This window comes from Haliscomenobacter sp. (genome assembly GCF_965225875.1).
Taxonomy (GTDB): domain Bacteria; phylum Bacteroidota; class Bacteroidia; order Chitinophagales; family Saprospiraceae; genus Haliscomenobacter.
The window spans coordinates 3,221,885-3,236,519 of record NZ_CBDDBS010000002.1; the positions used below are offsets into that span (position 1 = coordinate 3,221,885).

The 14,635-nt window shown below is 47.7% G+C and carries 11 protein-coding genes; 7 read left to right on the forward strand and 4 right to left on the reverse strand.

Annotated elements, in window-relative coordinates:
* Nucleotides 1–27: 27 nt before the first annotated feature.
* The 3 genes from cydB to ACO08K_RS15540 all read right to left on the reverse strand — a co-directional run bounded on the left by cydB (nt 28) and on the right by ACO08K_RS15540 (nt 4,360).
* Nucleotides 28–1,062, reverse strand: a complete 1,035-nt coding sequence (gene cydB, locus ACO08K_RS15530; RefSeq protein WP_421797318.1) for a cytochrome d ubiquinol oxidase subunit II — start codon at nt 1,060–1,062, stop codon at nt 28–30.
* A 4-nt stretch (nt 1,063–1,066) separates the two neighbouring features.
* On the reverse strand, nt 1,067–2,458 hold the full coding sequence (locus ACO08K_RS15535) for a cytochrome ubiquinol oxidase subunit I (RefSeq protein ID WP_421797319.1): 1,392 nt from the start codon (nt 2,456–2,458) through the stop codon (nt 1,067–1,069).
* A 171-nt stretch (nt 2,459–2,629) separates the two neighbouring features.
* A complete protein-coding gene (locus ACO08K_RS15540) occupies nt 2,630–4,360 on the reverse strand; it encodes a SulP family inorganic anion transporter (RefSeq protein ID WP_421797320.1) in 1,731 nt (576 codons plus the stop codon).
* Nucleotides 4,361–4,601: 241 nt separating this feature from the next.
* Here ACO08K_RS15540 and ACO08K_RS15545 point away from each other — a divergent pair, with 241 nt between their 5' ends.
* The 6 genes from ACO08K_RS15545 to ACO08K_RS15570 all read left to right on the forward strand — a co-directional run bounded on the left by ACO08K_RS15545 (nt 4,602) and on the right by ACO08K_RS15570 (nt 9,255).
* A complete protein-coding gene (locus ACO08K_RS15545) occupies nt 4,602–5,111 on the forward strand; it encodes a hypothetical protein (protein ID WP_421797321.1) in 510 nt (169 codons plus the stop codon).
* A gap of 18 nt (nt 5,112–5,129) precedes the next feature.
* Nucleotides 5,130–5,498, forward strand: a complete 369-nt coding sequence (locus ACO08K_RS15550) for a GerW family sporulation protein (protein ID WP_421797322.1) — start codon at nt 5,130–5,132, stop codon at nt 5,496–5,498.
* A gap of 248 nt (nt 5,499–5,746) precedes the next feature.
* Entirely contained in the window at nt 5,747–7,153 is a 1,407-nt protein-coding gene (locus ACO08K_RS15555; RefSeq protein ID WP_421797323.1) for an MBL fold metallo-hydrolase, read from the forward strand.
* A gap of 232 nt (nt 7,154–7,385) precedes the next feature.
* Nucleotides 7,386–7,958, forward strand: coding sequence for a YeeE/YedE family protein (locus ACO08K_RS15560; RefSeq protein ID WP_421797324.1), 573 nt, complete (start codon nt 7,386–7,388; stop codon nt 7,956–7,958).
* A 12-nt stretch (nt 7,959–7,970) separates the two neighbouring features.
* Nucleotides 7,971–8,489 carry a YeeE/YedE family protein gene (locus ACO08K_RS15565; RefSeq protein ID WP_421797325.1) on the forward strand — a complete coding sequence of 173 codons (519 nt, stop codon included), beginning with the start codon at nt 7,971–7,973 and terminating at the stop codon, nt 8,487–8,489.
* A 187-nt stretch (nt 8,490–8,676) separates the two neighbouring features.
* The gene (locus ACO08K_RS15570) at nt 8,677–9,255 is read left to right on the forward strand and encodes a Crp/Fnr family transcriptional regulator (RefSeq protein WP_421797326.1); all 579 of its coding nucleotides are present in this window, start codon (nt 8,677–8,679) and stop codon (nt 9,253–9,255) included.
* A gap of 153 nt (nt 9,256–9,408) precedes the next feature.
* Here ACO08K_RS15570 and ACO08K_RS15575 read toward each other — a convergent pair whose 3' ends face one another.
* Nucleotides 9,409–12,384: a glycoside hydrolase family 3 N-terminal domain-containing protein gene (locus ACO08K_RS15575; RefSeq protein WP_421797327.1), complete on the reverse strand. Its 2,976-nt coding sequence runs from the start codon at nt 12,382–12,384 to the stop codon at nt 9,409–9,411.
* Nucleotides 12,385–12,882: 498 nt separating this feature from the next.
* Here ACO08K_RS15575 and ACO08K_RS15580 point away from each other — a divergent pair, with 498 nt between their 5' ends.
* Nucleotides 12,883–14,628 (forward strand): amidohydrolase family protein, encoded by a 1,746-nt coding sequence (locus ACO08K_RS15580; protein WP_421797328.1) that lies wholly within the window; start codon nt 12,883–12,885, stop codon nt 14,626–14,628.
* Nucleotides 14,629–14,635 lie beyond the last annotated feature (7 nt).

Sequence of the window (14,635 nt, forward strand, 5' to 3'; positions counted from 1 at the left end):
TCAAAAAATTTAGCCAGCTCCCAATTATTAATAGCTCGTTTCGTCCAACTTGACCTTGCCGCGGAAGGTGTAAAAAACAAAAGCTGTGTAACTTAAGACTAGAGGAGTACCGATCAGAGCAAAAATCAACATGATGCCCAAAGATTTTTCAGAAGAAGCACCATTGTAAATATCGATGTTGTATTGAGCATCAACAGTGGAATACAATAGCGTCGGGTACAAGCCAATGGCCACAAGAGCCAATAGCAAGCTTACCGTGAGCGAAGAAAAGATAAAAGCCCGTCGGTAATGCCGCCTTGCGACCAAACGTGGAATATTGGCAATGCTCAAAAAGGCCAGAGCTGGAAAAATAAAAAACGCAGGGTGCGACTTCAAACGCTCCACCAAATGCGGCAAATAAATGAGGGTATACAAAGAGACCAGGCCAAAACTGGTCATGAAAAAGATGATCGCATTACGCAGCAAAATGGTGATTTTGGCAAACAAACGCCCCTCGGTTTTCATCGTCAGATAGATCGCGCCGTGCATCATGCACAAGGCCAGGGTACTTACGCCCACCATAATGGCATAAGGGTTCAGAAACTGCAACCAGGTGCCCTGAAAAGAGTAATCAGGGCCAATGGCAATGCCCTGCAGCACATTTCCCAACACCACCCCCAACAGAAAGGCCAGCAAAATACTGGACACTGAATAAGACACATCCCACAGTTGCCGCCACCACTTCATGGGTTCTTTGCTGCGGAACTCGATCGAAACCGCCCGGAAAATCAAGGCTGCCAAAAACAGCATAAAAGGGATGTACATAAAGGAAAACAAAGTAGCATAAACCACCGGAAAACCGGCAAACAGCGCCCCGCCCCCAATCACCAGCCATACTTCATTGCCATCCCAAACTGGGCCTATCGCATTAAGTGCGATTCGACGACTTTCTTCTTTTTTGAAAAAGAGATGCCAGGCTCCGGCACCAAGGTCAAATCCGTCCAGAATGGCGTAGCCACTGAATAAGGCACCTACCACGAGATACCACCAGGTCGGATAATCGATGTAGAGGAATGTTGCCATGGTTTTAGGGTTTTGGGGTTTTAGGATTGAGCATATTGACCATTTCTGCTTGTCCAGGGCGATGTTGCTCAGTGTCTAAATCATCTGGCCCGTGTTTGATTTTTTTATTCAGCAAATAAATGAACAGGATAAACAATAGGAGATAAATCAAGCTGAACATGATCAGGGAAAACAAGACCTGATTGGCCGTAACGGCTTCAGAAAGTGCATCTGAGGTACGCAAAAGGCCATAAACCACCCAGGGTTGCCTGCCCATTTCGGCGGTGAACCAGCCCACCTGATTGCCAATTTGAGGCAAAAAAACGGCCCAAACAAAGATCCACAACAACCAGCGTTGTTGAAACAAAACTCCACGCCACCATAAAAACACACTCAGCAAGGATAAGCCAATCAAGGCCATCCCAATGCTTATCATGATGTGGTAAAACTGAAATACCGCATTGACAGCCTGCGGGCGATCCGTCTTTTGGAATGCACTCAAACCTTTGATGGGTGCATCAAATTTTTGGTGCAACATAAAACTCAAGCCACCCGGTATTTTTAAGCCACTTACCTTTTGATTTTTTTGATCCACCCAACCGAAAAGATAGAGGTCGGCTGGTGCAAGGGTATCGTAATGGCCTTCCATCGTGGCCAGTTTGGCGGGTTGGTTGTGCGCCACCCCTTCAGAAGAACGGTGCCCGGTGAACAATTGGCTCAAACTGGCCACACAGGCCACTGCTAAGGCTATTTTGAATGCCTTTTGAGAAATTTCTACAAATTTTCCTTGTAACAAATACCAGGCATGTACACTCAATACCAAAAAAGCTCCGGCCAAAAAAGCCCCAATCCACACGTGCGAAAGGCGGTCAACACTACTGGGGTTAAAAACCATGGCCCAAAAATCGGTGATCTCAGCGCGGGCGTGGATGCCTTCTCCTACAATGTGATAACCAGCAGGCGTTTGTTGCCAGGAGTTGGCCACTACAATCCACACTGCTGAAAACATGGAGCCCAGCCAAACCCCCACAGTGGCGAGAAAATGAACCCGTGGCCCAACCCGGTTCCAGCCAAAAATCAAAACGCCTAGGAAGCCACTTTCCAAAGCGAATGCAAAAATACCTTCTGCCGCCAAGGCGCTGCCAAATACATCGCCAACATAGCGGGAGTAAGTGGCCCAATTGGTGCCAAACTCAAATTCCATCACAATGCCTGTAGCGACTCCAATGCCAAAGGTGAGGGCAAAAATTTTGGTCCAAAAACGAGTCAGCGTCTCATAACTCTTGTCGCCAGTACGCAGGTACAAGCCCTCCATAATGACCATCAATAAGCCCAGACCAATACTCAGCGGTGGATAAATGTAGTGGAACGCGATGGTAAACGCGAATTGTATTCGAGCGAGGATTTCGACATCCATGTGTGGTGATTTTAGGGCGTTGGTTGGATTCGTGCATTAACTCCGATCCGCGCTTCGGCTTCGCTCAGCGACCGGATCGGAGTTAATGCACGAATCCAACCAACACTAACAAATATACGCCCTAAAAACCTTAAAAGCACACCTGCACTTCTTCTTTATATCTATACTAAATTACACATTACTTTGCAGCGCGTAGTCCTTGTATTTTTGGGTTTGACCATTGGCGGTAGGCAAGTTGTCAAAAGCATCTACTGCTTGTTGGTTGCTCATGAACAGGTGGTTTTCACCAATCAATTCAACCAGGCCGGTTTTGGCAAAAATATCGCGCACCGGACCGATCAGGCCTGTAAAAAACAATTTGATGCCCTGATTTTGAATTTCTGCCACCCAATCTTTGAGGGCATGCACAGCACTGCTGTCTACATGGTTGATGCTATCGGCATTGACGACAACGGCTTTAAGGGCATTGCCCCGCTCCATCATTAATTTGCCAAGCTGGTCTTTAAAATAATTGAGGTTGGCAAAATACAATGGGCCATCCATGCGCAGGATGAGTACGTCCTCCCGCAGCTCCAGTCCATCAAAACGTTGGATGTTGCGGTAAAAACTGGAGTTGGGCACCTTGGCCAACACCGCGATGTGTGGGCGGGTTGAACGGTATACCACCATCCCCAGGGAAAGCACCACTCCTGCCCCAATCCCGGTTTCGATTCCCATGGTCAGGGTGATGATAAAAGTGGCCATCAGCATCCAAAAATCGGAACGGTCTTCTTTCCACAAATGCAGGGCTTCTTTGAAATCGATCAGCCCAATTACCGCCACAATGACGACTGCTGCCAGCACTGCGTTGGGCAAATAATAAAAGAGCGGAGTAAGGAACAACAAAGTCAGGATGATCAGCACAGCACTAAAAATGGAAGCCATTCCGGTTTTTGCCCCAGCTTGATCGTTGACTGCGGTACGCGAAAAACCACCTGTGATGGGGTAGCCCTGGAAAAAAGCTGCGCCAAGGTTAGCGACACCCAATGCCACCAATTCCTGATTGGCATCCACCGTATAATTTTTATGCTTGGCCTGGATGGCTTTGGCAACGGCAAAACTTTCCATAAAACCCACCAGCGAAATGGTCAAGGCTACTGAAATCAAACTTTTCCACACGCCAGGGTCAAAGGAAGGAGTAGAAATACCCGGCAAACCACTGGGCACTTCGCCCACAATTTTGATCCCGTAATCCGTCAAGTTTAATCCCCACACGGCTAAAATGCCCAGGACTACTGCAATCAGCGAAGTAGGCAGACTTTTGTGCAGTTTTTTCCCATACTTGATCACCACAATAGCTACTATTCCCGTCCCAATGGTCAATAAATGGGTATTGGCAATGTTTTTGGCCAGAGCCACCAGCATTTCCTGGATGTGTTCACTTTTTGGCAAATCAATGCGCAGCAAATGTTTCAACTGACTCAAACCAATGATGATCGCCGCTGCTGAAGTAAAGCCACTGATAACTGGATGAGATAAAAAATTGACCAAAAAGCCCAAACGAAAAACGCCCATGGCCAGTTGCAATACGCCCACCATCAAAGCCGCGGTGATGGCATATGCCAAATATAGCTCTGGAGTAGCTGGATTTAAAGCACCAATCCCCGCCGCAGTCAGCAATGAAACCATGGCCACTGGGCCTACAGCCAATTGGCGGGAAGTACCCATGATTGCATACAAAATCAGAGGAACCGTTACTGCATACAAACCATGAATAGGCGCCAAACCTGCCAGCATCGCATAAGCCATACCTTGGGGGATGAGCATAACACCCACAGTGAGCCCTGCCGATAAATCGCCGGACAATTGATCCTTGCTGTATTTGGGGAGCCAGTCCAGAATGGGAAAAAAGCGTTTGAGCATATGCTTTTATTTTGATTCGAGTCCTTGATGTAAGTGCAAAGTTGTGGGATTGAGGGCAGGCTTTTTGTAACGTGGATCACTGAGCTAAAACTTATATCAAACTATCTTCTTTGAATGAAACTTGCAATGATGAGGATCACACTTCCAAACTGTTTTTTGGCAAGGCAAAAGGCGAGACAAATGGTGCATATTGAGGCATGAATAGCAGGGCGAAAATTTCATCGCCCCTAAGACACGGGCCATGCTGATTGTAGCTATCCTCATCGGGTTATTGCTGATTTTGCTGTTGGGTTTGTTGTTCACCCCATTTATAGTTAAGGTCAACACCCGGCAAAACCAATACCAACTGCGTTGGGGAATTGCACGTGTTCAATTCATTCCTGAAAAAGACGATGGAAGGTTAATGGTCCAACTTGCGTTCTGGAAGCGCGAATTTTCATTGCTGCAAATGTTGGCTAAACCAAGTGCAAAAAAAGCAGCCCAACCTCAAAAACCAAATGTGCAGCGCAGGAAGAAAGCCAGAACACTTTCTTTTCATCGCCTTTGGAAGATTTTGCGAAGTTTCCGAATGCCATTTTTTTACCTGGATTTGGACAGCGACGACTTTGTGACCAATGCTTACTGGTATCCGGTATGCAGGGCACTCAGCACCCCTACGCGGCAATTGAGGATCAATTTTGGAGGACACAATCAATGTGCTTTTGAATTGCGCAACCGTGCTGTGGACGTATTGATTGCACTGATTTTTTAACCAAAAATCTGGTATGTCATGAAAATGAATGTAGAAGAAATGCTGCCAAAAGTAACCGACTTTTTGAAAACGGAGGCAGATACCAAAACCGTGATTGGAGAACCTTTTACCTTGGGCGAATTCAATTGTATTCCCGTTATCCGCCTTGGAATGGGCTTTGGCTCAGGTATGGGTGAAGGTGAAGACAACAAAAGGGGACATGGCGAAGGCGGCGGAGTTGGTGGCGGCATGGGCATCGAACCCATCGGTTTTTTGGTAGCTCGTGGCAACGAAATCAATTTTGTTTCCACTAAAACCAACACAGGTCTCAGTGCTGCTTTTGAAAAAGTACCTGACCTGATTGAAAAGTTTCTCAAACTACGGGAAACCGAAATGACTAAAAACTAGTGATTAAAGTAGCGAATAGTATTGAGTTTTAAAGTGTAGAAAGAGGCGAGTAACGATCAAAAGGGGCTCGCCTCAATTTTTTTTAAAATCTCCCTTCCAATGTGATCCTTGTCACTTCATCACACCAAACTGTCCTGTAGTTTTGTGACATCATCAGCAAAACAGCTGTATTCTTCCCTAAAATGACTACCCGAATAAATGCAAGGCATCTTATTTCGAATACGTTACATAACCAAAATCTACAGCGTATGAAGGTAGAACAAATTTATACAGGTTGTTTGGCAGAAGCTGCCTATTACATTGAAAGTGAAGGTGAAGCCGCCATCATCGACCCTTTGCGTGAAACCCAACCTTACATCGAACGCGCCGAAGCCGATGGCGCTACCATTAAATACGTGCTGGAAACCCACTTCCACGCCGACTTTGTATCCGGTCACCTCGACCTGGCCAAAAAAACCAATGCAAGCATCGTTTTTGGACCAACTGCCCAGCCCAATTTTAAAGCCCATGTAGCCAAAGATGGCGAAGTACTCAAATTAGGCAAAGTGAGCATCGTGGTGTTGCACACCCCTGGCCATACCATGGAATCGAGCACCTTCCTGCTGCGCGATGAAAATGGCGTGGATTATGCGCTTTTCACCGGGGATACCTTATTCCTGGGCGACGTAGGCCGACCCGACCTGGCCGTAAAAACGGATTTGAGTCGTGAAGACCTGGCCGGTCACCTCTACGACAGTTTGCGCAACAAAATTATGCCCCTGGCCGATGAGGTCATCGTATATCCAGGCCACGGTGCTGGTTCAGCTTGTGGCAAAAAAATGAGCAAAGAAACCTGGGGTACCTTGGGTGCTCAAAAGCAGGTGAATTATGCGCTGCGGGCGGACATGACCCGCGCCGAATTTGTGAAAGAAGTCACCACGGGTTTGGTTGATCCACCCCAATACTTCCCCAAAAACGCGGTAATGAATAAAATGGGCTACGAAAGCTTCGACGAAGTGCGTGATCGCGCCCTGCAAGCTCTGAGTGTGCGTGCATTTAAAGCTGCCTGGGCAGAAGAGGATGCGCTCGTGATCGATACCCGCCCTCAGGATGAGTTTGCCAAAGGTTTTATTCCTGGCTCCATTTTCATTGGCATTGATGATACTTTTGCTCCCTGGGTAGGCGCGCTGGTGCCTGACCTGAAACAACCCATTCTGTTCGTTGCTGATGCAGGCCGCGAAGACGAAATTGTAACCCGTTTGGCCCGGGTAGGTTACGACAATGCCATCGGTTATCTTGAAGGTGGGTTTAAAGCATGGCAGGAAGCCGGCGAAGACCAGGATCAGATCAATGAAATTGCTGCCGAGGATTTTGCTAAAATCTACAACTCCGGCATCAACCTTCTGGACGCCCGCAGAATCAGCGAGTATGAAACCCAACACGTGGAAGGGGCCATCAATTTTCCGCTGGATTTCATCAGCCGCAATATGTCCAACATTGATCGCGAGAAACTATACTACGTACATTGTGCTGGCGGCTATCGCTCCATGATCGCCGTTTCGATTTTAAAGTCGCGTGGGTTTACCAATATCATCAACATTCAAGGAGGCTTCAAAGCATTACAAACGACCAATTTGCCGCTGAGTGAATTGGTGGAACAAGCTACAGAATTGTAACTAGTCGATGTCTTTTGAAGAATCTTGTTGATTTGTGGGGAGGTGGCCGAGGGTCGCCTCTCCTTTTTTAGTTTCTGCTTCAAAAATCTATTTTCTTGTGATCAATGTTACATAATAGCCTATCAAATTGGTCGATCTTTACCCTACTTTTCAACCTCAGTGTGCAATAAATTGTACTTTTATTGTCCTGAGCGATAGCAAACGATAAGATTTTTTTTAAAACAGACTGGATATGTCCAACCTAATCGAATTCATCCGGCAACCCTGGCATTGGTCAGTAGCCGGCGTGCTGATCGGCCTTACGGTACCAGCCTTGCTCATTTTGGGCAATAAAAATTTCGGGATTTCCGCCAACCTGCGCCACATTTGCGCAGCTTGCCTTCCGGCGAATATTCCTTTTTTTAAGTACGACTGGAAAAAGGAAGCCTGGAATCTCTTTTTCATCGGCGGGGTAGTCATTGGTGGATTCATCGCTGCCAAATTCCTGAGTGATCCCAACGATGTACAAATCAGCCCAAGTCTGGCCGCATCTTTGTCACAATACGGGATAACCGATTTGAGCAATATGGTACCCAATCAGTTGTTCAACTGGGGAACTCTCTTCTCACTCAAAGGATTGTTTTTCTTTGTAATTGGCGGCTTTTTGGTGGGCTTCGGCACCCGATACGCAGGGGGCTGCACCAGTGGTCACGCCATCAGCGGGCTGAGCAATTTGCAATGGCCCTCTTTGGTCGCCACCATCTGCTTCATGGTAGGAGGTTTTATCTCTGCTAATTTGATCGTACCCTTTTTGTTGGGCCTCTAAAAAACGCAAGTCATGGTAAAAGATCCAAATAAATCCAACGAACCCCTGCAGGACACCGACTACGAGGTGCGTTCATTGCACAGCATGTGTGTCAACGAAAGTGAACACCACGAAGGTTTTTTGGGCAACCTCAAATACGCGGTAATCGGTTTGCTGTTCGGAATTGTGTTTGTAAAATCGGAAGTGGTTTCCTGGTTTCGCATTCAGGAAATGTTTCGCCTCCAGTCTTTTCACATGTATGGAGTGATTGGTACCGCCGTGGTGGTTGGGGCGATTTCTATTTTTCTGATCAAAAAATTCAAAATCAAAACCATCAAAGGTGAGTCCATCGAATTCCAGGACAAGACCTTCAACAAAGGCCAGATCATTGGTGGTGTGCTCTTTGGAGTTGGTTGGGCGATAACTGGCGCCTGCCCCGGGCCATTGTTTGCACAGGTAGGAACAGGTGCCCTGGCGATCATTGCTACCATCATCAGTGCTGTGGCGGGTACCTGGGTATATGGATACCTGCGGGATAGGCTGCCGCATTGATCTATAAGTGAGTTACTCAGCTTAGGTGATTCCTTAAGTGCCTTCGGTTTCTTAGGTGGTGAAAGAGCATCCTGCTACGCAGGTTTTTATTTTCACCACCTAAGAAACCGAAGGCACTTAAGGAATCACCTAAGTAATGATAAAAGGCTAAAATTCGTTTGCTTTTTAGAAAAGAATCGTATTCCCTATGCCCAACGAGCTCGAAAAATACATCCAATCCTACTTCGGCTTTCCCACTGAAAGCCTCCAACAAGTCCTTCAATTTTTTAAACCCAAAACCTACCCCAAAGGGACTTATTTGCTGAAAGAAGGGCAGTACGCCGATTTTTTAGGCTTTGTACAAAGTGGCATCATTCGGGAATATTTAATTGACGACAAAGGCCGTGAAGTCACCAAATGGATTTCCTCACCTGGCTATTTTTCGGTTGATTTGGCCAGTTTTTTATTCAATCAACCCGCCCGTTGGACCATGCAAACGCTAAGTGAGGTCGATATGTTGGTGATTTCGAAAGCGGATTACGCCAAAATTGATCAGGTGGTTCCCCGTTGGCCTACCCTGGAAAAACTCTTTATGGCGCGCTGTTTCACCATGATGGAAGACAGGATTGTTACTCATCTTTCGTTGTCAAGCGAGGAGCGTTATCACTTGTTTTTCAGTCAAAATCCGGAATTGTTCAATCAGGTGCCACTGCAATACCTGGCTTCCATGCTGGGCATGACACCGGAGACGTTTAGTCGGATCCGGAAGCGGCAGTTGGAAAGGTGAGGTATTGACTACATTGACACTATTTTTTCACAAAGGACACAAAGGCAGCACAGAGGGCACAAAGTGAAGCGACGTCAACGTCTAACTTAGTGTCCTTTGTGCTGCCTTTGTGTCCTTTGTGAAACTATGTCGCTTTGGAATTACTGAGCGCTCCTACTGCGCAGAACTCGTCCCTCCAGCCCCCTTCGGCCGAATCGATTTGTACACCACCCCTTGAATCCGTTGCCGCGTATCAAAGCGCTCCAAACGATTGTTTTGCTGGGAAGGAAAAGTACGATTCGATAGGAACACGTAAACCAGGTTATGCTCAGGGTCTACCCAAGTGCAGGTACCTGTAAAACCGGTATGCCCAAAAGTGCTTTCCGAAGCCTGAGCCGACATATTGGTGGGGTAACTCGCCCCCATAGGATACATGTCAAAACCTACCCCCCGGCGAATGCTGCGCGGGTGGCGGGTGATGAAATTTTGCACCGTTTGAGGTTCCAGGTAGCGATTCCCACCATAATAACCTTGTTGCAGCAACATTTGCATGATCACCGCCAGATCGTTGGCGTTGGAAAAGAGACCAGCGTGGCCACTTACCCCGCCCAACATGGCTGAGCCCATGTCATGTACATAACCTTGTACCCGCTGCTGGCGGTAGTAATGATCCTCCTCGGTGGGTGGCATTTGTTCGATCGGGAATTTTTTCCAGGGGTTAAAAGTCGCAGACTGTAATCCAAGTGGAGCATAGAAGGTAGAGTCTACATATTTGTCAAAACCCATTCCGCTTTGGTACTCCACCATTTGTGCCAATAGATAAAAACCAAGGTCACTGTAACGGTAGTTGATGTTGGGCCGCAATTCTGATTGGCGGATTTGCATAAAAATGCTGTCCATGAAATTTTTATTCAGGTACAAATTGCTGGCCACGGGCACCACAAACTCTCCTTCGGGCGTGCTCCGATAATATCTTAATGATGGTTTGTTCAAACTATCCGGCGTGTGCGCCAAGGTTCGTTTGTAAAAAGGCAGCCAGCCTACCAAACCTGCATTGTGCGCCATGATATCCTGAATGACCATAGCCGCCTTGTTGGTGCCATTGAGGCTGGGCAGGTAATTGCTCAGGGGTTTGCGCAAATCGATGCGCCCATCGTCCATAAAACGCATCATGGAAATGGTGGTGGCGGCAATTTTGGTTACGGAAGCCAGGTCAAACACATCCGTGGTTTGGGTCGGATGATCTTTGAGGTAAGTATGGTGTCCGAATGCTTTTTCGTAAATGATCTGCCCGTCTTTGGCGACCAGTACCACACAACCTGGCGTAGCTGCTACATTTATGGCTTCGTTGGCGATGAGTTCGATGCGGTTCAAGGTATCAGAAGACATTCCCACCGCCTCTGGAATACTGTAGCCCATCCGGCCGTTGGCCTGGGTTTCTTCACCAGCATTGAAGCGGCTGCGCTCGGAGGCGGTGATGGGCAAACGCCCCGTCATGCCAAAGGCTCCAAAAAGTGCTTGAGCACTCAAGTCTTGTACCAAGGCCTCACTTTCGTAAGCCATTTGTACCGATTCAAATTCATCAAAAAACTTCAAACTGTAAGGTGAGCCAAAAATGCTGAGTACCACCTTGGTTTTGGTATTGAGTTTTTTCAAAAATTGAATGCTGCTGTATGAAATGCCGTAGTTTTTGGAAGCCGCCGAAGCCATGTCGTGCAGGCCGACAAAAACCACCTTGTATTTGCTCAGTTGGGCCAATAAAGCCGCCTGACGATCGTCGTTGAGTTCTTTGCCAGTGTAAAGGTGGGTCATCTTGGCGTAGGAAGACAGGCGTTTTTGGAAAGCAGTCAGCCCATCGGCACCAATGCTCAAGGACGCAAAACTCAGGGTATCCACCCGGCCAAAAGGTACCAGATGCTGGGTGTTGCGCACCATGGTGAGTGAGTTTTTAATCAACTCGCGTTTGAGCGCTTCCGCTTGCGCGCTGTTGACATCTTTGCGAGCAGTAAGCACATCCTTGGGCTGGTATTTACTCAAACCCAGGCGGAATTTATAAGTCAAAATCCGCTTGACACTAGCATCAATTTGTTCCTGACTGATTTTACCTTCCCGCACATAGCGCTGGAGTGCTTCAATGGCTTTGGCGGTACTGGGTGGCACACAAATCATGTCATTCCCTGCCAAAATCGCTTCAGCCTCAGCAATGCCATCCGAAAAATGCTCGGTTACCCCCTGCATCTCCATTCCATCCGTGAAAATCAAGCCTTCAAAACCCATCGCCCGCCGCAATACATGTGTGATCGTATTGCGGGACAGAGAAGTAGGACGGTCATCCCGATCATCCAGGGCAGGTACTTGTAAGTGGGCCACCATCACGCCGCCGATACCGTAATTGACCAAAGAGCGAAAAGGGTAAAACTCCACGCTATCCAGGCGGTTCATTTGGTGATTGACCACCGGGAGGTCGTAGTGAGAATCCGCATCTGTATCGCCATGACCAGGGAAGTGTTTGGCACAGGCCATGATTCCATTGTCCTGCATACCTTTCATATAGTGGTAGGATTTGACTGTCACATTGTAACGGTCTTCTCCAAAGGAGCGGTAACCAATCACTGGATTGCGGGCATTGCTGTTGATGTCGGCAACGGGAGCAAAATTGACGTTGAGGCCAATACGTTTGCTTTGGCGGGCAATTTCCTGGCCCATTTTATAGAGCAGGTCATTGTTTTGAATGGCACCAAGGGTCAATTGTTTGGGAAAACTGATGGCGCTTTCTTTCATGCGCATACCCAAACCCCACTCACCATCGATAGCCACCATGAGCGGAATACGGGAAAGGGTCTGGTATTTATTGGTGTATTCCAATTGTTTTTCGGGAGTGCCCTGAAAAAAGCAAAGGGCGCCTACCTTGTATTTTTTGACAATTTCCGCCACGGATTCAGCATAGGCATCTCCTTTGTCGGAATGCGCCCGAATCATGATCAATTGACCGATCCGTTCATCCCCACTCATGGAGTTGAATACCGAATCAACCCAATGTTTTTCAGTGGGTGAAGCAGGGGTGATACTGTACACTTTTTGAGCCGCAGTCTGAGCAAAAAATAAGACACAAAGCGTTAGCGTGAGTAGAATGGCTGCTACTGGTTTCATGGCTAAGTACGTGTTTGGCGAATAACGCTGTAATCAATTAGAGCATGCTGATACGTCGATGGGATGAGCTGATCAGTAATAAATAGTTTTTCCGGTGTTAAAAAGCTCTATTTCAGGTGCTAGGGTTAAGAATTTTTCATTTTTTGATAACCTCAATGGCTTAAATATAAGGCTTCCTGCGGATTTACAACTCTCTTTTCCCGATTTTGTGAAAATTTAACATTTTATAATTTTTTAAAAACTAAACTTTTCTTCAGGGCGAAAAAAAAATAAGTGATTCATTTTGTCAAAAGATCGGATAAGTAAACAGTTCATTTTAAGTGCCTTATCCGATCCTTTGACTCAAAAAAAATGAATCACTTATTTTTGCCCCACAACTACTACCATTTTATGCCTTTTGCGGTATTTTTAGCGTCATTGGTCGCTTATAGAAAAATGGGATTTTTTTTCTACCTAAAATAACGCCAATATTTATTCTCAACCTTGTAAAACCTGAGTATGAAAGGACTATCGCTAACCCTTACCACCCTACTAAGCGTATGGTGTCTGAGTACGGGCTTAGCTCAGAGCAGCGAAGAGGCCCTCAAGCCGATCACCCGAACCTATGCACTCAAAAATGCTACCATCGTTGTCAAACCTGGCCAAACCATCACCAATGGCACGGTCGTGATTAAAGATGGGCTGATCATCAGTGCGGGTCAAAATGTGAGTATTCCTGCCGACGCTAAAATCATTCCTGCGGACTCCATGTTCGTCTACGCTGGATTCATCGATGCCCTCTCCAATGCGGGTATTCCCCGGCCAGAAGTGCGCCCCACTGCTGGCGGTGGACCAGGCGGTGGCGGTGGCGGCCAAGGCCAACGCCCACAGGGAGTTAACCCGGGCAGCCCACCCAACGACCTGGCGGGCATTCAACCCGAGTTGCAGGCGCGCAACCTCATTAAACCTACCGAAAAATCCATCGAAGATTTGCGCAAACTGGGCTTTACCAATGCCCACGTTGCCCCGATGGGCCGGATGTTGCCAGGGAGTAGTGCGCTGATTTCACTGGGCGGAACGGCTACCGACAACATGGTCTTGAAAGACAATTATGCCATGATCAGCCAGTTGGTTGGTGCCCAGGGGCTGTACCCTAACACCGTAATTGCAGTAATGTCCAAATTCCGGGAGCTGTACAAACAAGCAGAACAAGCCAAGGCGCACGAAAAAATGTACGCGGCCAATCCTGCGGGTATGTCCCGCCCCGAGGTGGATCGTTCTTTGCAAGCATTTTACCCAGTCATCGACAAGCAACGCCCAATTTGTTTTGTGGCGCCCGACCTCAAGTCGGTTTACCGGGTTTTGGCGCTGCAACAAGAGCTGAAATTTCCACTCATTCTGGGTGGCCTGCGTCAGGCCTGGCCATTGGCAGACCAACTCAAAGCCCAGAATATTCCGCTGATCCTCTCCCTGGATTTACCCAAAATGGAGAAAAAGGAGCCAGCAAAAAAGGATACTACTGCAAAAGATCCCGAATTGGAGCGGCTTGAAAAACGCCGCGCCGACGAGATGAAGCTTTACGAATCCCAGGCGGCTGCCTTCGCCGGGAAAAGCATCAACTTTGGCTTTTCCACCATGAATGCGAAAACTGCCGACATCCGGGAGGCACTGCGCCGTATGGTTAAAGCGGGTTTGAAAGAAGACCAGGCCCTGGCTGCTTTGACCACCACTCCTGCGGCCATGTTTGGCGTAGCGCAAAGTTTGGGCACGGTGGAAAAAGGTAAAATTGCCAACCTGGTGGTATCGAAGAAACCTTATTTCGATGAAAAATCCCAGATCCGTTACGTATTCGTGGATGGTACCATTTATGAATTTGAAGCGGAAGCTCCTGCTCGTCCTGGCGCAAGCGGTGGTCCCGCAGGTGCACGTGGTGGCGCGGCTGCACCTAGCGACCTGAGCAAATTCCTCGGCAAATGGAACTACGAAATTGATGCTCAGGGAACCGTATACAAAGGCACTCTGAGCCTGGTCGATGACGGCGGTAAAATTGGTGGTAGCTGGACGGGTGCGGACGGCCAAAGCAAATCTTTGACCAGCCCAGCACTGAAAGGCAACGAGTTGACCTTTAGCTCTACGGTTAACATGGGCCAGGAATTGCCTCTCGATTTTGCGATCACCTTCGACGGTACCAAGTTTTCCGGCAAGGTAAAAGTTGGTGATTACGGCGCATTCCCCATCGAAGGTTCCAAAGAGCCACGTGATTAATGAAACG

Coding starts and splice junctions, on each gene's coding strand:
- cydB (WP_421797318.1), bottom strand. CDS start 1,062: ATGGCAACATTCCTCTACATCGATTATCCGACCTGGTGGTATCTCGTG.
- ACO08K_RS15535 (WP_421797319.1), bottom strand. CDS start 2,458: ATGGATGTCGAAATCCTCGCTCGAATACAATTCGCGTTTACCATCGCG.
- ACO08K_RS15540 (WP_421797320.1), bottom strand. CDS start 4,360: ATGCTCAAACGCTTTTTTCCCATTCTGGACTGGCTCCCCAAATACAGC.
- ACO08K_RS15545 (WP_421797321.1), top strand. CDS start 4,602: ATGCTGATTGTAGCTATCCTCATCGGGTTATTGCTGATTTTGCTGTTG.
- ACO08K_RS15550 (WP_421797322.1), top strand. CDS start 5,130: ATGAAAATGAATGTAGAAGAAATGCTGCCAAAAGTAACCGACTTTTTG.
- ACO08K_RS15555 (WP_421797323.1), top strand. CDS start 5,747: ATGAAGGTAGAACAAATTTATACAGGTTGTTTGGCAGAAGCTGCCTAT.
- ACO08K_RS15560 (WP_421797324.1), top strand. CDS start 7,386: ATGTCCAACCTAATCGAATTCATCCGGCAACCCTGGCATTGGTCAGTA.
- ACO08K_RS15565 (WP_421797325.1), top strand. CDS start 7,971: ATGGTAAAAGATCCAAATAAATCCAACGAACCCCTGCAGGACACCGAC.
- ACO08K_RS15570 (WP_421797326.1), top strand. CDS start 8,677: ATGCCCAACGAGCTCGAAAAATACATCCAATCCTACTTCGGCTTTCCC.
- ACO08K_RS15575 (WP_421797327.1), bottom strand. CDS start 12,384: ATGAAACCAGTAGCAGCCATTCTACTCACGCTAACGCTTTGTGTCTTA.
- ACO08K_RS15580 (WP_421797328.1), top strand. CDS start 12,883: ATGAAAGGACTATCGCTAACCCTTACCACCCTACTAAGCGTATGGTGT.